The organism is Wenyingzhuangia marina (assembly GCF_900130035.1).
GTDB lineage: Bacteria > Bacteroidota > Bacteroidia > Flavobacteriales > Flavobacteriaceae > Wenyingzhuangia > Wenyingzhuangia marina.
In genome coordinates this window covers 626,174-646,840 of the sequence record NZ_FQXQ01000002.1, presented here as the reverse complement: position 1 = coordinate 646,840, position 20,667 = coordinate 626,174, and the positions used below count along the sequence as shown (strand labels likewise).

Below are 20,667 nucleotides of genomic sequence, written 5' to 3'. Positions count from 1 at the left end.
TATAACAGATGTGTTTTAATGTTAAATTAATGTTAATTTAATGTTGTTTCAATGTAAAATGTTTTGTAACTTTGAGTTAGAGAGTATCAACATAAAACAACTATTATGAAAGCAATTACATTAATATTATCACTATTTGTAGGTTTGTTTACTTACGCACAAAATGACGTTAAAATTGTAAAACAAGGAAGCATGTATAAAGTAACTTATTTTCATGAAAATGGAAAAGTTGCTCAAACAGGTTTTATTGATGCAGATAAAAAAATGCAAGGAACTTGGACTGCATATGATCTGAAAGGTGAGAAAAAATCTATAGGAGAATATAAAGACGGTAAAAAAACAGGTACTTGGTATTTTGGAAAAAACACAAATTTAGTTACTCAAGTAGATTATGGAACAGACTACAGAGTAGCAAGTGTTTATAAATTAAAGTCAGATAATTCTCAATTAGCTGATAGTGATACTGAAGAATAAATTAAAAGAATAACATCATAAAAAAAAGCCACTCAATTGAGTGGCTTTTTTTTATGATGTAGTTTTAGTAACTTTTTCTGTACTTCCAGATTTGATACAAACTGATTTATCAAGACCTTTAATCCATGCGTACAAAGTATCACAGTTGGAACAAGTATACATTTTTACAAAAAAGAATAGTTTATATATGTTTTTTTTTTGTCTTCTAAATCTTAAGGTAGAATTACAACAAGGACAGTGTTTTCTTTTCATGGTTCAATTAATGATTTCACCATAAATGTAGAATATATAAACTTTAGTTTTATTGATATTTGTTAATGTGTAAAATGCTTTTATAACATATGTTTTTCAATAACTTCTGCAACTCCATCATCATTATTTGAAGAAACAATTAAATTTGCACAGTTTTTTAATTCCGGAGTTACGTTTTTTACCCATACACCTAATCCAGCAAATTCAATCATTGTTAAATCATTTTCTGCATTTCCAACAGCAATGGTTTCTTCTTGTTTTATTCCTAACTGATCAATCAATCTTTTTAAAGTAGCAGCTTTGTCTATTCCTTGTGGCATTACTTCTAAAAAGAAAGGTTTAGATAATGAAACACTTAAATCGGGCCTATAAGATTTAAGCTTGGTTTCTACTTGTTTTAAATAGTTAGGCTCTTCAAGTAATAAACATTTAACACAGTTTTTGGTTATGTTAGCTTTTAAATCATTTACTACTACATAAGGCATTCCTGTAATGTTTTTTTCTACATCAATATATTCAGACTCTTGAGTTCCTATAATTTTCCCATCATAATAGGTAATAAAAGCAGTTTTGTGTTCTTTGCTAAAATCATATAATTTATGAATATCTTCTACAGCTAATGTTTGTTCAAAAATACAGGTTTCATCAGCCATATTAATGATTTGACCACCATTGAAAGAAATGATGTAGGAATTGTATTTGTCTAATTCTAGTTCTTTTGCGTACTGAACCATTGCAGGAGTAGGTCTACCCGAGGCAAGTACTACATATTTTCCTGCTTCTTGTGCTGCTTTTATAGCTTTTTTGTTTCTTTCGGAAATGGTATGATCGTCTTTTAATAAAGTATCATCCATGTCTAAAACAATCATTTTGTAATTCATTAGATGTGTTTTGTGGTTGTTTTCACTAAGTACAAAGGTAATTAGATTTTATATTGAACTTATTTTTTGTGAAGGATTATGTGTAAAATATGTCAAAAAGAAATAAATAAAAGAATAGTTTTCTTTTTAAAAGAAAAATAAGGTAATATATTCTTAATTCTTTTGGCTAAGTGTGTATAAATATTTATTATTTTTGCAACTCATTTTCAACCTCAAAAACACCTAGAATATGAAACGTGATCAAATCATATTTGATTTAATTCAAGACGAAAAAGAAAGACAATTAAAAGGAATTGAATTAATTGCTTCTGAAAACTTTGTAAGCGAACAAGTAATGGAAGCACAAGGTTCTGTTTTAACAAATAAATATGCTGAAGGATATCCAGGAAAAAGATATTACGGAGGATGTGAAGTTGTTGATATTGTTGAACAATTAGCAATCGATAGAGCTAAAGAATTATATGGTGCAGAGTATGTTAACGTACAGCCTCACTCAGGTTCTCAAGCAAACGCAGCAGTATATTTTGCGGTTTTAGAGCCAGGAGATAAAATTTTAGGTTTTGACTTATCTCACGGTGGTCACTTAACACATGGTTCTCCGGTAAACTTTTCAGGTAAAATTTACCAAGCGGTTCACTATGGTGTTGATAAAGAAACTGAGGTTTTAAATTATGACAACATTTTAAAAATTGCTAAAGCAGAAAAGCCTAAAATGATTGTTGCAGGTGCATCTTCTTACTCTAGAGATATGGATTTTGCTAAATTTAGAGAAATTGCTGATGAAGTAGGAGCTTATTTATTAGCCGATATTTCTCATCCATCTGGAATGATTGCAAAAGGAATTTTAAACGATCCAATGCCACACTGTCATTTCGTTACAACAACTACTCACAAGACTTTAAGAGGTCCAAGAGGAGGAATGATTATGATGGGGAAAGATTTTGAAAACAAAGATGGAATTACTTTAAAGAATGGAGATTTAAAAATGATGTCTGCTATTCTTAACGGAGCAGTATTTCCAGGAATGCAAGGTGGACCTTTAGAGCATGTAATTGCTGCAAAAGCAATTGCTTTAGGAGAAGCTTTAACTGATGAATATTTACACTACCAAGTTCAAGTTAAAAAGAATGCTGCAAGATTGGCTAAAGAATTAGTAGCTAAAGATTATAAGATTATTTCAGGAGGAACAGACAATCACTGTATGTTAATCGATTTAAGAAATAAAAACTTATCAGGAAAAGATGCTGAACAAGCATTGGTAAAGGCTGATATTACAGTAAATAAAAATATGGTTCCTTATGATACTCGTTCTCCATTTGTAACTTCAGGTATTCGTTTAGGAGCAGCTGCAGTAACAACTCGTGGTTTAAAAGAAGATGATATGGCGGTAGTAGCTAACTTTATTGATGAAGTAATTAACAACTTTGAAAATGAAGAATTGTTAGAGGCTGTTGCTGATAAAGTAAATGACTTTATGCAAGATAGACCGTTATTCCAATGGTAATATTCTTAAAAATGAAATAAAAAAGAGCCGCTAATTTTAGCGGCTCTTTTTTATTTGGGTGGTAAGGTTTCTATTTTTTTCTGATGATACAACTTACCAGTATCTTTTGTGTAATCACAATCTTGAAAAATACCACAAGAGGTATTTGCTCTTACCAAAGACTTATTGTTTTGTAGTTTAGATAAAGCTTCTATGTTTTCATTTAAATATCTCATAACTTCTTTTTATAATAGGTCAATATTTTTTTACAAACTTACAAGAAAAGAAATTTTATAAAATATTTTAATTGTTATTAAAACGCTAAACTACGTGGTCCTTGTCCTGATTCTTTTACCAAGAAAATATTAAAATTAGAAATTTTAAAAATACCGTTAGAACTAGAACGATTTGCTAATGACTTGTTAGAAACTGATTTGGAAGAGGGCTCGATGTTTTTATTTAGAAATTTCATAATATCAAATGTTTAATGTTATTAATTTATTTTTTATCTCTTAATTAAGATTTGTTGTTCTCAAGGTAACTTTTTACAGTAGGGCTATTATAATCACAATTTTGGAAGATTCCACAAGACGTTGAATAATCTATTAATGATTTTTCATTAGCTCTTTTGCCAATTTCTTCTATGTTTTTATTTAAGTACTTCATCTTTAAAATGTTTAAATAGTTACATTTTTATTTTAATTCTTTCTTTAAATTATATTTTACTTACTATGCTGAAGATAATTTTTTACAGAAGGACTGTTATAATCACAATTTTGAAATATTCCACAAGATGTTGAATAATTTACCAATGATTTTTCATTAGTTCTTTTACCAATTTCCTCGATGTTTTTGTTTAAATACTTCATAACTTGAGTTTTTAATGTGAGTAATATTTCATATGATAAAACTAAAAAACACTAACAGTAATCTAACTGTGTTATCACAGTTTGGTTTCATCTTTTTATCAAGTAGGTTTGTTAGTGGTAGTATGTTTTTTCGCAGTTATACTTTAGTTATAGACTTATTTAATACATTTGATATATATACTACTATATGTTACAGGAATTAAAATTACATTATGGTCATCTCTTTGAAAATGAGTTGATAGAAGAAATAGATAGAGTGGCTACATTAAAACATGTTGCTGCTGGAACCAAACTAATGGATATAGGGCAGTACATTAAATCCATGCCATTATTAATAGAGGGAGCTATAAAAATATTAAGAGAAGATGAAGAAGGAGACGAACTATTACTTTATTTTCTTGAAAAGGGAGATACTTGTGCTATGACGATGACTTGTTGCGTAGGAAACCATAAGAGCGAAATTAGAGCCATTACAGAGTTAGATACTGTTTTAGTAATGATTCCTATAGAAAAAATGGAAGAGTGGACAGGAAAATATAAAAGTTGGAGGCGTTTTGTTTTTGATAGTTATCACAATAGGTTGATGGAGCTTTTAGAAACCATAGATAACGTTGCTTTTAAAAAAATGGACGAGAGATTGCTTAAATATTTAAAAGATAAAGTAGCGGTTACAGGTAATAGTATTATAAAAAGTACGCATCAAGAAATCGCTTATGAATTACACACCTCAAGAGTGGTTATTTCTAGGTTGTTAAAAAAATTAGAGAATCAAAAAATAATAAGTTTACATAGAAATTCGCTAGAAGTATTGTAAATAAAAAAACTCCCTTAATAATTTAAGGGAGTTTTTTTATTGATAAAGATTTTTTACATCAAATCAATATGTCTATCGTGGTATCCTAATAAATACAAAACACCATCTAATCCTAGGCTTGAGATTGAGCTTTCTGCACTTTCTTTTACTTTTGGTTTTGCATGGAAAGCAATTCCTAAACCAGCTAAGTTTAACATCGGTAAATCATTAGCACCATCACCTACAGCAATGGTTTGATTAATGTGAATTCCTTCTTTTTCTGCAATTGCTTTTAAGAACTCAGCTTTTTTGTTACCATCAACAATTTCACCAATATATCCACCTGTTAAGGCTCCATTTTTTATTTCTAATTGATTGGCGTGAACATAATCAATTCCTAATTCTTTTTGTAAATATTCGGCAAAATAAGTAAATCCACCAGATAAAATAGCAGTCTTAAATCCATAATATTTTAAAGCTTTAAATAAACGATGTGCTCCTTTAGTAATAGGTAAATTAACCGCTACATCACGTAAGACCTCTTCGCTTAAACCTTCTAGCATGGCCATACGCTTCTTAAAACTTGTGTTAAAATCAATTTCACCACGCATTGCAGATTCTGTAATGGCAGAAACCTGTTCTCCCACACCAGCTAATTCAGCTAATTTATCAATCACTTCTGCCTGAATTAAAGTAGAGTCCATATCAAAACAAACTAGACGTCTGTTTCTACGGTAAATATTATCTTCTTGAAAAGACAAATCGACATTTAAGTTTCTAGAAATTTCCATGAATTTAGAAGTCATGGCTTCTTTATCTCTTAATTCTCCTCTCACAGATAATTGAATACAAGAACGTGGTTGCTCGCTGTTTTCTGTTAAAGATGTACGACCTGTTAAACGTTTGATGGCATCAATGTTTAAGTTTTCTTCGGCCATTACTTTAGTTACTGCAGAGACTTGTGCAGCGGCTAAAGTTTCTCCTAAAATAGTAACAATGTAACGAGGTTTTCCTTGAGAGCCTACCCAGCTTTCATAGTCTTCTAAAGAAATAGGAATAAACTTTACTTTAATATCTAATTCGTAAGCTTTAAATAGTAAGTCTTTTAAAACAGGTCCAGAATCTTTACCAGCAGGAACTTCAAATAACATTCCTAAGGATAATGTATCGTGAATATCTGCTTGACCAATGTCTAATATATTAGCGTTGTATTGTGCTAATACAGCTGTTAAGCCAGAAGTAACTCCGGGTTTATCTTGACCAGAAACCTTTAATAAAATGACTTCTTTTTGTGCTTTTGCCATATGAAAATATGTGTTTTTTAGAAAGTGTAAAAATGCCCAATATTGCTGATATATACAAAGTAATCGGTTAGATTTTTTTAGTGTAACCTTTGTTACTGTGTGTAGCTCTTAATCTATCTAGTTTTGTAAGTAAATAATTCTATTTTATGAAACATTTTGTTCCCGTTTTTGAATGGCTACCTAAGTATAAAATTAGCTATTTAAAAAGTGATGTAGTGGCAGGAATTACTGTTGGTATTTTATTAATCCCACAAGGAATGGCCTATGCTTTAATTGCTGGTTTGCCTCCTGTTTTTGGATTGTATGCTGCGTTGGTACCTCAAATAATTTATGCTATTATGGGAACTTCAAGACAATTAGCAGTAGGACCTGTGGCTATGGATTCTTTATTAGTAGCTTCTAGTTTGGCAGCTTTGTCTTTAACAAGTTTAGATAGTTATATTGCGATGGCTGTTTTTTTAGCATTATTTACTGGTGTTATTCAGTTGTTAATGGGATTTTTAAAAATGGGATTTTTGGTTAATTTTTTATCAAAACCTGTTATTAGTGGATTTACTTCTGCCGTAGCAATTATAATAGGATTAAGTCAGCTAAAACATTTTACAGGATTGAGTTTTCCTAGAACTAATGGCGTGATTATGCTCTTAAAAGAACTTTTTAATCATTCCTCACAAATTCACGTAATAACATTGTTCATGGGTATTCTAGCGATGGGTATTATTGTATTTATTAAAAAGTTTGTTCCTAAAATACCATCGGCTTTAATGGTTGTTTTTTTAGGAATTGTAAGTGTTTATTTCTTAGGATTGAATCATTATGGAGTGGAAATTGTAGGAAACATACCAAAAGGTTTGCCAATTTTTAAGTGGCCAAGTTTTAATGATATGCCTATTTTAACGCTAGCTCCTATGGCCTTAACATTGGCTTTGGTAGGGTATATGGAGGCAAGTTCTATTTCTAAATCTTTAGAAGAACAAAATGAAGATTATGAGGTAGATGCCAATCAGGAATTAGTCGCTATAGGTTTTTCTAATATGATAGGATCTTTATTTCAGTCTTATCCTAGTACAGGAGGATTTGCAAGAACGGCTGTGAATCATCAAGCGGGAGCAAAAACAGGAATTGCTTCATTAGTGGCAGCAGCAGTAGTAGGATTTACCTTGTTATTTTTAACACCATTATTTTATTATTTGCCTTTAACGGTATTGGCTGCTATGATTTTGGTAGCAGTATTTTATTTAATAGATGTTAAATATCCAATTCAACTGTATAAACATCAAAAAGATGAGTTTTATTTATTAATCATCACTTTTATCATCACTTTGTTTTTAGGAATTACACAAGGTATTTTAGTCGGAATTGTTTTGTCTTTAATATTGGTGATTTATAGAACTTCTCAACCTCATATCGCTGTTTTAGCAAGGGTTGAAAATAGTAATTATTTTAAAAATGTAGCTCGTTTTAATGTTACTACGCAAAGAGATGACTTGCTAATTGTTCGTTTTGATGCACAATTGTATTTTGGAAATAAAGATTATTTTAAGAAAAAAATGCATCAATTAATAGCTGTAAAAAAAGAAACCTTAAAAGCTGTGATTATTAACGCAGAAGCCATAACTTATATTGACAGTAGCGCAAGTGTAATGCTGATGAGGTTTATAAAAGAATTAAAAGATCAAAACATAATAATGATGATAACAGGGGCTATAGGACCAACTAGAGATGTTTTGTTTAAAAACAACATTGTAGAAGTATTAGGAAAAGAAAATCTATTTGTAAGAACTTATGAAGCTGTTGATTGTTTTGATGGTATTATTTGTAAAGATGACTTACAAAATAAAATTTGTCAGCAAACAAAAAACAACGTGTAACATAAGTTACTGTAGCAAAGAAAGTATTGAATTAATTTTGTTGAATAAATAAAAAAATAAACAAATGAAAATAGAACAAATATACACAGGATGTTTAGCACAAGGAGCTTATTATATAGAAAGTGAAGGAGAGGTTGCAATTATAGATCCGTTAAGAGAAGTACAGCCATATATAGATATGACTGAAAAAAATAATGCCAAAATAAAATACATTTTTGAAACACATTTTCATGCAGATTTTGTGAGTGGACATGTTACCTTATCTCAAAAAACGGGAGCACCCATAATTTATGGAGAGAATGCAAATCCTACTTTTGATGCTATTATTGCCAAAGACAATCAAGAATTTAAATTAGGAAAAATCACTATTGTGGCTTTACACACTCCAGGGCATACCATGGAGTCTACTACTTATTTGTTAAAAGATGAAAACGGTAAAAATTATGCACTATTTACAGGAGATACTTTGTTTTTAGGAGATGTTGGTAGACCAGATTTAGCTCAGAAAGCGGCAAGTATGACTCAAGAAGAATTGGCTGGGACTCTTTATAATAGTTTACGAACTAAAATTATGCCTTTAGAAGATGAATTAATTATTTATCCAGGACACGGAGCAGGTTCTGCTTGTGGTAAAAATTTAAGTAAAGAAACCAAAGGAACTTTAGGAGATCAAAAAGAGAACAATTATGCTTTAAGAGCAGATATGACTCAAGAGGAATTTGTAAAAGAAGTAACTAGTGGGTTAATGCCACCACCAAAATATTTTCCTTTAAATGTAAAAATGAATAAGGAAGGGTACGAAGATATTGCAGATGTTATTGAGCAAGGAACACATGAATTAACTCCTGATGAATTGGAATTATTAGCAAATGAAACTGGAGCTTTGGTATTAGATGTTAGGTCTCAGGAAGAATTTGCAAAAGGGCATATTCCTCAATCTATTTTTATAGGAATTGATGGTAGTTTTGCTCCTTGGGTTGGAGCTTTGATAGGAGATGTTAAACAGCCAATTGTGTTGGTAATTCCAGATGGAAGAGAAGAAGAAACAATTACTCGTTTGTCTAGAGTTGGTTTTGATAATACTTTAGGATATTTAAAAGGAGGCTTTAGGGCTTGGTTAAATTCGGGAAAAGAATATGATACTGTAAACCAAGTAATACCAGCTTATTTAAACGCAACTATTACAGATAAATCTCCAATTTATGATGTAAGAAAACCATCGGAATTTATTTCAGAAAGATTGCCTCAGGCAGTAAATACACCATTAGATGATATTAACAATCATTTAAAAGATTTTCCAACCAAAGGAAACTTTTTTATTCATTGCGCAGGAGGGTATAGAAGTATGATTGCTGCCTCAATATTAAAAAGTAGAGGGATTCATAACTTTATTGATATTACAGGAGGATTTGCAGCTATTAAAGAAAATGGAATAAAAACCACAGATTATGTATGTCCATCAACCATAAAAGAATAAATATGCGTATGATACTTAATATATTAATTATAGCTGTTTTAGGATGGTTTGTTTTTAATTTCTTTGGAAATCAAAAACTAAAAGGGAATAGACTGGAAGTTGCAGATTTTAATGAAGCTATTCAAGTCAAAAATGTTCAATTGATTGATGTGAGAACTCCATCAGAATTTAAGAGCGGACATATAAAAGGAGCTAAAAATATTGATGTTTTTTCTAGTGAGTTTAAACAAAAGATTAATACTTTAGATAAGTCCAAGCCTACTTATATTTATTGCAGATCTGGTCAAAGAAGTCAAAAAGCATTAAAAATAATGCTGAAAGATGGGTTTGAAAATATATATGATTTAAAGGGTGGTTATATGACTTGGAAGTCAAATCAAAATTAAAAGAATTTAAAAAGTTGAAAAAAAGAGATGTTTTTAAAAACATCTCTTTTTTATTTATAAAAACCCCATTTTTTATTAAAATAGCTATAATGGTTTGGTTCTCTTCATTTATTTTTATCTTAACTAAGCTTTATGAAAAACAAAAAAATGAAACTTATTAATTACTTAATTGTAGTTCTTTTAACTATAAATTCTATATATGGACAGGAAATCCCACCTATTAGTGTTTATACATCTAAAGATTATAATGCAGAAAATCAAAATTGGGGAATTAGTCAAGCAACAGATAAGCATGTTTATATAGCCAACAATAAAGGACTTTTAGAATTTGATGGAGCTTCATGGAGACTGTATTCATCTCCTAATGAAACAATTGTAAGGTCTGTAAAGGCTATTAATGATAAAGTTTATATAGGTTTTTATAATGGATTTGGGTATTGGCAAAAAAACAATCAAGGAGTTTTAGAGTATACTTCTTTGTCTTCGGATATTGATTTATTAGAAGATGAACAATTTTGGCATATTGAAACTTTAGAAGGTTGGGTGTTGTTTCAATCTCTACAGAGAATTTATCTGTACAATTTAAATACAAAAGAATTTAAAGTAGTTCAATCAGAGTCCCAAATAACATCAATGTATAAAGTTAGGGGGTCTATTTACTATCAAGATCATCAAAAAGGGATTTTTAAACTAGAAAAAGGAATATCAAAATTAGTAACAAAAAGTGATTTAGTTATTAAACATGATGTTATTGCTATTTATGATATTGATAATAAATTGGTTTTTGTAACAACTAATAAAGGTATCTATTACTTGGATGATGATTTATTAAAACCATGGAACGAATTATTAAATAAAAAGACGAAAGATTATACTTTTTATAGTAGTATTAAGCTATTGGATGATGGTTTGGTGCTTGGAACTATATCTGATGGAGTAATTATTGTAAATAAAGCAGGAAGTATTCTCTATGTTATAAATCACAAAAAAGGACTTACTAACAATACTGTTCTGTCTCTTTTTCAGGATGTAGATCAAAACATTTGGTTAGGGTTAGATGATGGGGTTAATACTATTGACATCAATTCACCATTTAAGGTATATAAAAATGCTAGTGGTGTTTTAGGAACTGTTTATGCTTCTGTTGTAAAAAATAATATTCTTTATTTAGGAACCAATCAAGGCTTATTTTACAAGAAAAATAATTCTGAAGACGATTTTAAATTTATAGAAAATACAGAAGGTCAGGTTTGGACATTGAAAACTATAGGAGAAGATTTATTTTGTGGCCATAACCTTGGAACATTTTTAGTTAAAAACAACAAAGCCACCTTGATAGGAAATGTGATGGGAGCATGGAAAATAGAGGAGTTGTCTCCTAATACTTTCATTCAAGGAAATTACACGGGACTTTATGTTTTTGAAAAACAACTTGGAAAATGGAACTTAAAGAATAAAATTGAAGGATTTAATATTTCTAGTAGATATTTTGAGTTTTTAGATAAGCATACCATTTTTGTAAATCATGAGTACAAGGGAGTTTATAAATTATTAGTGAATGAAGATTATACCAAAGTATCTAATGTTGCTATTATTGGCTCTATAGAAAAGGGAATTCATTCTGCTTTGTTAAAATATAGAGGAGAGATACTTTACTCTTATAAAAAAGGCGTTTTTAAATATAGTTTAAAAGAAGAAGCTTTTGTAAAAGATGATATACTTTCAACTTATACAAGTCCGGAGAATTATAATTCGGGTGTTTTAATTAATATGCAGTCGGAGAATAAACTATGGGGATTTTCTAAAAAAAATGTGGTTTATGTAGAGCAAGGTGAGTTAAGTGCTAAGCCTATTATAAACAGATTGTCTATTCCTTTTAAACTTAGAAAAGGAATTTCTGGCTTTGAAAATATATGTAAAGTTTCTCAAGATAAATATTTAATAGGTACTTCTAATGGATATATTACTTTAAAACTAAATGATGTAAACCAAAACAAATGGTCACAAGTAGTGATTAGTCAAATAAAAAACGCAACGTTAACTGGAAATTCAAAAAACGTAAATTTATTAGAAGCAGGTGTTTTTGATAATGGAGAAAATAATTTTGAATTTATTTGTAGTGTACCTGTTTTTAATGAGTTTTCTCAGGTAGAGTATCAATATCAACTAGAAGGTTTAAGCAATGTATGGAGTCAATGGAAGTCTAGTGGAAATGTACTGTTTGAAAATTTACCTTTTGGGACCTATCAATTTAAAATTAAGGCAAAAGTAAATGGTGTTTTAACATCCAACACAGCTACATATGCGTTTAAAATTGCAAAGCCATGGTATATATCAACTGTTATGCTTTTCGTGTATCTATTAATTGTTGTTGCATTTTCAATTTTTATGCATATTATGTATACAAGACATTATACAAAACAAAGAGAGAGGTTACTAGCAAAGAAACAAAGAGAGTTTGAGATGGAAAAGTTAGAAAATGAACAAAAATTGACTTTGTTAGAAAATGAAAAATTGGAAGCGGATGTTGAAGTTAAAAATAAAGAACTGGCAGGTTCTACTATGAACCTTATTAAGAAAAATGAATTATTAAATAATATTAAAGATGAACTTTTAAAAGGAGAGCAAAAAAATATCAATACTGTTATTAAGATTATAGATAAAAATTTGAATCATACAGATGATTGGAAAGTTTTTGAAGAAGCTTTTAACAATGCTGATAAAGATTTTACAAAAAAAATAAAAGAACTCCATCCATCATTAACATCTAACGATTTACGATTATGTGCTTATTTAAGACTAAACTTGTCTTCTAAAGAAATAGCACCCTTACTTAACATTTCTTCTAAGAGTGTTGAGGTAAAAAGATATAGACTAAGGAAGAAAATGAATCTTGAGAATGATGAAAATCTAACAGACTATATATTAAAAATCTAATCATTATAAATTAGTAACATAATATTGTAACAAAACCCCTAAATATTTTATGAAATATTCAGGGGTTTTGTTTTTAGAAGGTATTGGTTTTTCTCTACATATTATTTCAAATTAGATTTTTTTAGAGTTAAATCTAATTAAAAACCGATGTGTGTATGTGTTTTTTAGCACTACAACACTTAAAAAGACCTATACAACACCACTACAACTCGTCTTTTTTACGGATATACAAAGTTCTATAAACGAAGTAAAACCTACTGGTATGTTTTTTTATTCTCTTGTATGTTTTTTGTAGTGGGTATTTTTAAGGAATTATCATTAATGTGATGTTAAATTTGTGATAAACATAATCTAAACTAATATACAGATGAAAAAGTTTATAATTATCATTCCTTTGTTATTAATGTCTCTTTTTGGTTTTTCGCAAGTAAGAACAATTAGTGGTGTTGTTACTAATATAGATACAGGAGAAGTTTTACCTGGGGTTAGCATCTTAGTAAAAGGAACAACTAATGGTACTTATTCTAATTTCGATGGAGAGTATAGTATTTCAAATGTTAGTAATGAACAAACAATAGAGTTTAGTTACTTAGGTTTTGAAACCAAAGAAATTTTAGCAAATAAAGCAACAATAAATGTTCAATTAAAAGAGAACGTACAACAATTAGATGGTGTCGTATTAATAGGATATGGCTCTCAATCTGTAAAGGAAGTTACAGGTGCTGTTACCATTGTTGATAGTGAAGCCATAGAAAAATTAAAACCAACAAGGATTGAAGAAGCGTTACAAGGGCAAGCAGGAATCAGTGTAACTCCTTCATCAGGTTCTCCAGGATCAGCACCAAAAATTAACATTCGTGGTATATCAACAAATGGAGATAGTAGACCTCTAATATTATTAGATGGTGCAGTGATAGAAGACTTAAGTGTTGTAAATCCTTCAGATATTGAATCTATGAGTGTTATTAAAGATGCAACTGCAGGTATTTACGGAGTAAGAGGTGCCAATGGAGTTATTTTAATTACAACCAAGTCAGGGCGTAAAAATTCAGAGTTAAAATTCAGATTTGATGCTTATACAGGTATACAACAAACTACTAAAAAAATGGATTTGCTACAGCCTAGAGATTATGCCATTTTGGTAAATGAAGCTGCTGCAAATGGAGGAGATTCTCCAGTATTTACTTTATATCCTACAACTGGTACAGATTGGCAAGATCAAGTGTTTAAAAATGCACCAATGTCAAGTGTTAATTTTGGTTTAAATGGAGGAACTACTAAATCTACTTACGATTTTAGTTTATCACATTTAACGCAAGATGGTATTGTTGGAGGAGATAAATCAAATTTTAACAGATCTACTGCTAGGTTAAACTATTCTATTGATTTGGTAAAGAATTTAAAATTATCAACTACTTCAACTTATATCAATACCAATAGAAAAACATTGTCAGAAAACGCGTTGGGTTCTGTGTTATTTAATGCATTAAGTGCACCACCACAATTATCAGTAAGAGATACTAATGGAGACTATACAAAATTACCAAATACAGGTTTGGGTATTGAGGTGGTTAATCCATTGGCTCAAATTGCAAATACGTTTAACCAGTCTCAAGTAAATAAATTTTCAGGTAGTTATGGAGTGAACTATAGATTCTTAGAATATTTTCAAGCAGAGTCTAATATACAAATCAATTATGCAGATGTTAGGGGGAAGGGGTATTTTCCAGAATTATACTACGGATCTGGAAAAGTTTTTAATACAGTATCTAAACAAGCAGATTTAACAGACGATGTAAACAGTACTACTGTTGATGAGTCAGGTACAGTTTATAAAGATTATACTTTTGATGCCTTTATTAAATACGAAAGAAAATATGATAAACATGATGTAAAAGCTTTAATAGGTACTTCAGTATATAGAACAGTAGGAGTAAATCTTTATAATAAAAAAGGTTATGCACCAACAGGAACTACATTAGAAAGTGCTAGTATAGAAAACTCAGAAACTGTAGATAATAATTTAGAACTAAATAATACTCCTAAAAGATTTTTTGATGATAGATTGTTGTCTTACTTCACTCGTATTCAATATGCTTATGATGGTAAATATTTAGCATCAGCAGTATTAAGACGTGATGGTTCTACCAAATTTGGTCCTAAAAATAAATTTGGTTTTTTTCCAACAGCATCAATAGGTTGGGTTGTCTCAGAGGAAGATTTTATGAAAGATATTGATTTTGTAAATCTTTTAAAATTAAGAAGTAGTTATGGTATTCTAGGAAACGACAGAATTAGTTCATTCGGATTTGTGTCTCTTTTAGGAGGAGAAGGAGTTTATGTTTTGGATGATACTTTGACTTATGGAAAGGCAATAGGAACATTATCTAATCCAGAAATTCGTTGGGAACAACAAAAACCATTTGATATTGCTATTGATTTAGGTTTGTTTGATAAAATAGACATTACTGTTGATTATTTTAATAAGAGAACAGAAGATTTGTTAGTAACACCACAAGTTTCTGGAGTTTTAGGAGTATACGCACCAGGGGCTGGAGCACCAACTATTAATGCAGGTACAGTTGAAAACAAAGGATTTGAATTTTCTATAGGATATAGTGATGAATTTTCTGAAGATTTTAATTTCAATGTAAAATATAATATCACTTCATTAAAAAACGAGGTGTTGTATGTCGGTAGCGATACAGGTATTTTAGAATCAGGTTCTTTTGGTGTTGGTCAAGATCCAATTGCGAGAATGGAAGCAGGGAGGCCAATTGGTTATTTCTATGGATACAAAACCAACGGAATTTTTCAAAATCAAGCAGAAATAGATGCTGCTCCAACTCAAATAGATGCAGAACCAGGAGATTTACGTTTTGTAGATGTAAGTGGTGATGGTAAAATTGATGCTGATGACAAAACCAACTTAGGAGATCCTATTCCAGATTTTACCATGGGATTCAATATGTCTGTAGATTATAAAAACTTTGATTTTAGTTTATATGCTTTTGCATCCATAGGAAATGATATCGTTAGAGATTATGAAAGAAACCTACCCTTGGTCAATAGACCTAAATATTTCTTAGACAGGTGGACGGGAGAAGGAACTAGTAATTCTTTCCCTCGTGTTACCACAGAGGCGACTCAAAACTCATTGTTTTCAGATTTTTATGTAGAAGATGGTTCGTATTTAAGATTACAAAATATTCAATTAGGATATACGGTTCCAGAAAGTTTAACCACAAAAATAAAACTAGATAAAGTTAGGGTATATGCATCTGCAACCAATTTATTAACACTAACAAATTATAGAGGATATGACCCTACAGCTTCTACAGGAGAACCAATAGGAGGAGGTATTGATAGAGGATTTTATCCAATTCCCAAAACATTTTTTGTAGGTGTAAATGTTAATTTTTAAAAAAATAAACTCATGAAAAATTTAACCATAAAAATAATAACAGTCATAGCAGTATCTATGTTTGTTGCTTGTAGTGATGATTTTGTAGATGTTGAATCTCCAATAACAAATTCAGAAAATTATTTTAATACAGAGCAAGATTATCAAGATGCATTGGTAGGAGCTTATGATGTATTACAGTCTACCTACTTAAATGTTATGTTGGGAGAAATTGCCTCAGATAATACGTTGGCTGGAGGAGAAAGTGCCAATGATGTTATAGGAATTCAAGAAGTTGATGATATGGTTCATACTTCCTCAAATCAACAGTTGAGAGATATTTTTGGATGGATGTTCGGAGGGGTAAATAGAGCCAACTATATTTTAGAATTTAAAGATAAAATAGACTTTGCTAATAAACCCAAAATTTTAGCAGAAGCAAGATTTTTAAGAGCCTATTATTATTTTGAATTGGTAAAATGGTTTGGAGATGTGCCTTTGGCGGTAGATAAAAGAATCCTTTTTGGAGAAGAAATCTCACTAGATAGAACTCCTAAAGCACAAGTATATGCACAAATAGAAACAGATTTAATTTTTGCAGTTGAGAATTTACCTGCTATTCAATCTCAAGTGGGTAGAGCAACTAAAGGAGCTGCTCAAGCTTTATTAGGAAAAGCATATTTATATCAAAATAAATTTACAGAAGCAGCTGCAGTTTTAGAAGATGTAATAACAACTGGACCCTATGATTTGGTATCCAACTATAATACCATTTTTGAAAATGCAGGAGAAAATAATATAGAGTCTGTTTTTGAAGTTCAATATACGGAATTAGAAGGAGCATCATTTGATTGTTTACAATGTAGTGAAGGAAATGTTGCCGTAGGGTTTAGTGGTGTAAGAGATTATGTGGGGCCTTTATTTACTTCAGGATTTAGTTTTAACGTTCCAACACAGGAAGCAGTAGATGCTTTTGAAGTGGGAGACAAACGTAAAGATGTAGCCATTTTAGATATTGTTCAATGGGCATCAGACAATCCAAGTGTTTCTTATGAAACAGGATATAAACATACAGGTTACTTTAATAGAAAATACATTCCAAGATTAAGAGGACCTAATGCAACAGGAGATAGAAATTTAACCAATCCTAATAATTATAGAGCCATCCGTTTTGCAGATGTATTGTTGATGGCTGCAGAAGCAAATAACAGAGCAATACCAAGTGATGATCTTAAAGCTCAAAGCTATTTAAATAGAGTAAGAAGACGTGCTTTTGAAGACTTGTTACACGATGTAGTGCTTACAGGAACAGCTTTAACAGAGGCTATTTATACCGAAAGGAGAGTAGAGTTGGTAGGAGAAGGGCATAGGTTTTTTGATTTGGTAAGAACTGGGAAAGCTGCATCAGAAATCACTGGTTTTACGGAAGGAAAGAACGAGGTTTTTCCAATACCTCTAATTGAAATTAAGTTAGCAGGAAACAGATGGTCACAAAATCCTAATTATAATTAAATAAATATAACAGCTTCTAGGAATTAGTAATCAGAAAGCATAAAACAGTTAAGTTTTTATAGTAACAAACACAAAAATAAAGAACGAGAAGAATTGGTTTTTGGTATATCAAATAATCATTTTCAAGATTACCAATCAAACAACGCAGTTCGTGTGATCTATGATGATCACATCATCTTCGGAATTAAAATAAAATGTTAAACTAAATCATAAGAAATCATGAAATTATTAAAACAAGGAAAGTATGTTCTTTTGGCATTAAGCATTATTGCTTGTTCAAAAGACGAAGATGTAGCTGGATCAGGTTCAGCTACCATTACAAATTTAACTTTTACATCAGTAGCTGTAGATGATACAGGTAAAGTAGTAGGAGTAACTCCTACATCAACAGGAGGAACCAATACCGTTTATACCATAGATTTTGGAGATCCTGAAGCTGTAGGTGATAGCGATGTTAAACAAACAAGCGGACCACAAGTTAGCTATGAATATCCTGGTAAAACAGCTACTTATGATATTACAGTAACGGCAGATGCTGATGATGCAGATCCAGTTTCGGTAACCAATCAACACACAGTAACCTTTGAAGCAGGTGTTTCTTTAGCTGATTTTGAAGATGAAGCTATTTTAAACTTGAGAGATGATAGAGATAATGATGGACTTACTATTGAGGTAGAAACTAAAGATGGTAAAGATGGAAATCCATCAAAAGTAGGAGTGGTAAATAATAAAGGAGATCAATACGAAGCATTTATTGTTAATAGAGCTAAGCATATTGATGTAACATCAAAAAGTATTATTACCATGGATTTCTACCAAGAAACAGCCGAAGAAATTCCTGTGTTAATGAAGTTAGGAGGAGCAAGTATTGATGGCGGTTTTGATATTGAGGTACAAACAACAACTGAAGCAACGTCGGGTTGGCAAACATTAACTTTCGATTTTTCAAAAAATGCAACTAATAGTTATCCTAATCAAGAAGTTTCTACAATTACATTAGATCAATTTCAAAGTTTAATTGTTTTCATAGGTTTTGCAGTAGAAACAACTGGAACTTTTTATGTAGATAATATTACTGGAGGTGGTTTAGGAATAGATGTACCAGATACTGATAGTGATGGTGTAATAGATTCTATTGATAAATGTGTAACTGTTCCAGGAAATACAGAAAATAATGGATGTCCTGATGTTAGTGAGCCAACTGATGCACCAGCTGCACCAACTGTTTTAGCAGCTAATGTTATCTCATTATTTAGTGATGCTTATACAGATGTAGATGTAACCACATGGAGAACAGATTGGTCGATGGGAGTTTATAAAGAAAAGACAGTTGCAGGAAACCCAGTGAAAATATACACAACATTAGATTATGTAGGAGTTGAAACTGTAGGAGATAATTTAGTTGATGCTACTGAAATGACACATGTACATATTGATATTTGGTCTGCTAATGCTACAGGATTCCAATTAAAAATAGTTGATTTTGGTGCAGACAAAGCTTATGCTGGTGGAGATGACACAGAGGGACTTAAATTAATTGAAGGATTTGCTCAAGGACAATGGGTTTCTTTTGATTTCCCTTTAAGTGATTTTGTAGGATTAACTAATAAAAACAATGTTGCTCAATTTGTTTTAAATGGATTCCCTAGTGGACAAGTTGATGTTGTTATAGATAATTTCTACTTCTATAAATAACGGCAAAGGAGTATAAACCTCAACTTATATATAGTGAGTTGGGGTTTATTATCCCATAAAAATAAATCTACTAGTTATAATATAAAGAATTAGCAAAACAGAAATACAATGAAGAAAATTTTTAAAAATATATGGAGGTTAGGATGTTTGTTTTCTCTGCTTGTTGCTTGCTCTAGTAGTACTGATGAAAATATTGATAATAGCGGAGAAAATCAAAATGGAGCTCCAGTAGACTTAACTATTACAGCTTCAATTTCAGGAGTAACAACTGAAAGTCCTGAAGGAGACGGTTCTGGACTAGTTAATTTTACATTGTCAGCAACCAATGCCGTTTCTTATAAAATCACTTTTGGAGATAACACTGAGGCAACTTCTACAACAGGAGAGGTATCTCATACATACAATGAAAATGGTGTGAATAATTATTTAGTGACTGTTTTAGCGTATGGAGAGAATGGAAGTTTTATAAGTGAATTTGTAAGAATTAATGTTTTGGTAGCTGAAAACGTACTTTCCTTAGTTTGGGCAGAAGAGTTTGAGATAGATGGTAAACCAAATTCAGGCAATTGGGATTATGAAATAGGACGAGGTAATAATGGTTGGGGAAATAATGAAGCTCAATATTATACTGCTAGAGCTAGTAATATATATGTAGAAAATGGAGTTTTAAAAATTACAGCTAAAAAGGAAAATTATTATGGAGCAGCATATACATCAGCTAGAATAATAACAAAGGGGAAATTTGAGTTTAAATATGGAATTATTGAAGTTAGAGCAAAATTGCCTAGTGGTGGAGGAACGTGGCCTGCGATCTGGATGTTAGGAGCAAATTTTGAAGCTGTTGGTTGGCCCAGTTGTGGAGAAATAGATATGATGGAACATGTAGGGAATGACCAAAATAAAATTCACGGAACTTTACATTATCCTGGTAATTCTGGAGGCAATGGTAATACCAATAGTGCTATTGTACCAAATGTTTCTTCAGAGTTTAAAGTATACAAAACCATTTGGAATGAAAATGAGATTAAGTTTTATACTGATGACCTTCTTATTCACTCCTTTTCAAACAATTCGTCAGTTCCTTTTAATCATCCTTTTTATATGATTCTAAATGTAGCGATGGGTGGTTCTTTTGGAGGACAAATAGATTCAGCTTTTACTGAATCATCAATGGAAATAGATTATATCAAAGTATATCAATAATATCATAAATGTTTGTAGCCTTTTTATATGTAGTGAAGGTGTTTTTTACTTCTACTACACATAAAAAAGGTTCAGTAACAATTAAAAAAACAGATGATATTTATCGATATATATCGAGCATCATTTC

17 protein-coding genes are annotated in these 20,667 nt (G+C 30.7%); 11 read left to right on the top strand and 6 right to left on the bottom strand.

Annotated elements, in window-relative coordinates; translation table 11 throughout:
* The first annotated feature begins 105 nt into the window (after positions 1 to 105).
* On the top strand, positions 106 to 474 hold the full coding sequence (locus BUB70_RS06730; RefSeq protein ID WP_073119650.1) for a toxin-antitoxin system YwqK family antitoxin: 369 nt from the start codon (positions 106 to 108) through the stop codon (positions 472 to 474).
* Between the two features lie 332 nt (positions 475 to 806).
* Here the strand turns inward: BUB70_RS06730 and BUB70_RS06720 are convergent, their stop codons facing one another.
* The gene (locus BUB70_RS06720) at positions 807 to 1,607 is read right to left on the bottom strand and encodes a Cof-type HAD-IIB family hydrolase (protein WP_073119646.1); all 801 of its coding nucleotides are present in this window, start codon (positions 1,605 to 1,607) and stop codon (positions 807 to 809) included.
* A 229-nt stretch (positions 1,608 to 1,836) separates the two neighbouring features.
* Between BUB70_RS06720 and glyA the strand changes: the two genes are divergently transcribed.
* Positions 1,837 to 3,111 carry a serine hydroxymethyltransferase gene (gene glyA / locus BUB70_RS06715; RefSeq protein ID WP_073119643.1) on the top strand — a complete coding sequence of 425 codons (1,275 nt, stop codon included), beginning with the start codon at positions 1,837 to 1,839 and terminating at the stop codon, positions 3,109 to 3,111.
* Positions 3,112 to 3,161: 50 nt separating this feature from the next.
* Here glyA and BUB70_RS14165 read toward each other — a convergent pair whose 3' ends face one another.
* From BUB70_RS14165 to BUB70_RS14155, 4 genes are all read right to left on the bottom strand, one after another.
* Positions 3,162 to 3,326, bottom strand: coding sequence for a hypothetical protein (locus BUB70_RS14165; RefSeq protein ID WP_188351944.1), 165 nt, complete (start codon positions 3,324 to 3,326; stop codon positions 3,162 to 3,164).
* A gap of 77 nt (positions 3,327 to 3,403) precedes the next feature.
* A complete protein-coding gene (locus BUB70_RS14090) occupies positions 3,404 to 3,562 on the bottom strand; it encodes a hypothetical protein (RefSeq protein WP_159431417.1) in 159 nt (52 codons plus the stop codon).
* A gap of 44 nt (positions 3,563 to 3,606) precedes the next feature.
* A complete protein-coding gene (locus BUB70_RS14160) occupies positions 3,607 to 3,756 on the bottom strand; it encodes a hypothetical protein (protein ID WP_188351945.1) in 150 nt (49 codons plus the stop codon).
* A 56-nt stretch (positions 3,757 to 3,812) separates the two neighbouring features.
* Positions 3,813 to 3,959 carry a hypothetical protein gene (locus BUB70_RS14155; RefSeq protein ID WP_188351946.1) on the bottom strand — a complete coding sequence of 49 codons (147 nt, stop codon included), beginning with the start codon at positions 3,957 to 3,959 and terminating at the stop codon, positions 3,813 to 3,815.
* Between the two features lie 187 nt (positions 3,960 to 4,146).
* Here BUB70_RS14155 and BUB70_RS06710 point away from each other — a divergent pair, with 187 nt between their 5' ends.
* Entirely contained in the window at positions 4,147 to 4,773 is a 627-nt protein-coding gene (locus BUB70_RS06710; protein WP_073119641.1) for a Crp/Fnr family transcriptional regulator, read from the top strand.
* A gap of 53 nt (positions 4,774 to 4,826) precedes the next feature.
* On the opposite strand, the gene serB is transcribed toward BUB70_RS06710, so the two are convergent.
* Entirely contained in the window at positions 4,827 to 6,056 is a 1,230-nt protein-coding gene (gene serB, locus BUB70_RS06705; protein ID WP_073119638.1) for a phosphoserine phosphatase SerB, read from the bottom strand.
* Between the two features lie 146 nt (positions 6,057 to 6,202).
* Here serB and BUB70_RS06700 point away from each other — a divergent pair, with 146 nt between their 5' ends.
* The 8 genes from BUB70_RS06700 (at position 6,203) to BUB70_RS06660 (ending at position 20,540) form a co-directional block, all read left to right on the top strand.
* On the top strand, positions 6,203 to 7,927 hold the full coding sequence (locus tag BUB70_RS06700; protein ID WP_073119636.1) for a SulP family inorganic anion transporter: 1,725 nt from the start codon (positions 6,203 to 6,205) through the stop codon (positions 7,925 to 7,927).
* 64 nt (positions 7,928 to 7,991) lie between these two features.
* Entirely contained in the window at positions 7,992 to 9,404 is a 1,413-nt protein-coding gene (locus BUB70_RS06695; protein WP_073119634.1) for an MBL fold metallo-hydrolase, read from the top strand.
* A gap of 2 nt (positions 9,405 to 9,406) precedes the next feature.
* Entirely contained in the window at positions 9,407 to 9,790 is a 384-nt protein-coding gene (locus tag BUB70_RS06690) for a rhodanese-like domain-containing protein (protein ID WP_234950296.1), read from the top strand.
* A 132-nt stretch (positions 9,791 to 9,922) separates the two neighbouring features.
* A complete protein-coding gene (locus BUB70_RS06680; protein WP_234950295.1) occupies positions 9,923 to 12,727 on the top strand; it encodes a helix-turn-helix and ligand-binding sensor domain-containing protein in 2,805 nt (934 codons plus the stop codon).
* A gap of 367 nt (positions 12,728 to 13,094) precedes the next feature.
* Positions 13,095 to 16,151 carry a SusC/RagA family TonB-linked outer membrane protein gene (locus BUB70_RS06675; protein WP_073119629.1) on the top strand — a complete coding sequence of 1,019 codons (3,057 nt, stop codon included), beginning with the start codon at positions 13,095 to 13,097 and terminating at the stop codon, positions 16,149 to 16,151.
* A gap of 12 nt (positions 16,152 to 16,163) precedes the next feature.
* Positions 16,164 to 17,642 (top strand): RagB/SusD family nutrient uptake outer membrane protein, encoded by a 1,479-nt coding sequence (locus tag BUB70_RS06670; protein ID WP_073119627.1) that lies wholly within the window; start codon positions 16,164 to 16,166, stop codon positions 17,640 to 17,642.
* Between the two features lie 219 nt (positions 17,643 to 17,861).
* The gene (locus tag BUB70_RS06665) at positions 17,862 to 19,337 is read left to right on the top strand and encodes a hypothetical protein (RefSeq protein ID WP_073119625.1); all 1,476 of its coding nucleotides are present in this window, start codon (positions 17,862 to 17,864) and stop codon (positions 19,335 to 19,337) included.
* A gap of 108 nt (positions 19,338 to 19,445) precedes the next feature.
* Positions 19,446 to 20,540 carry a family 16 glycosylhydrolase gene (locus BUB70_RS06660; protein WP_073119623.1) on the top strand — a complete coding sequence of 365 codons (1,095 nt, stop codon included), beginning with the start codon at positions 19,446 to 19,448 and terminating at the stop codon, positions 20,538 to 20,540.
* The last annotated feature ends 127 nt before the right edge of the window (positions 20,541 to 20,667 follow it).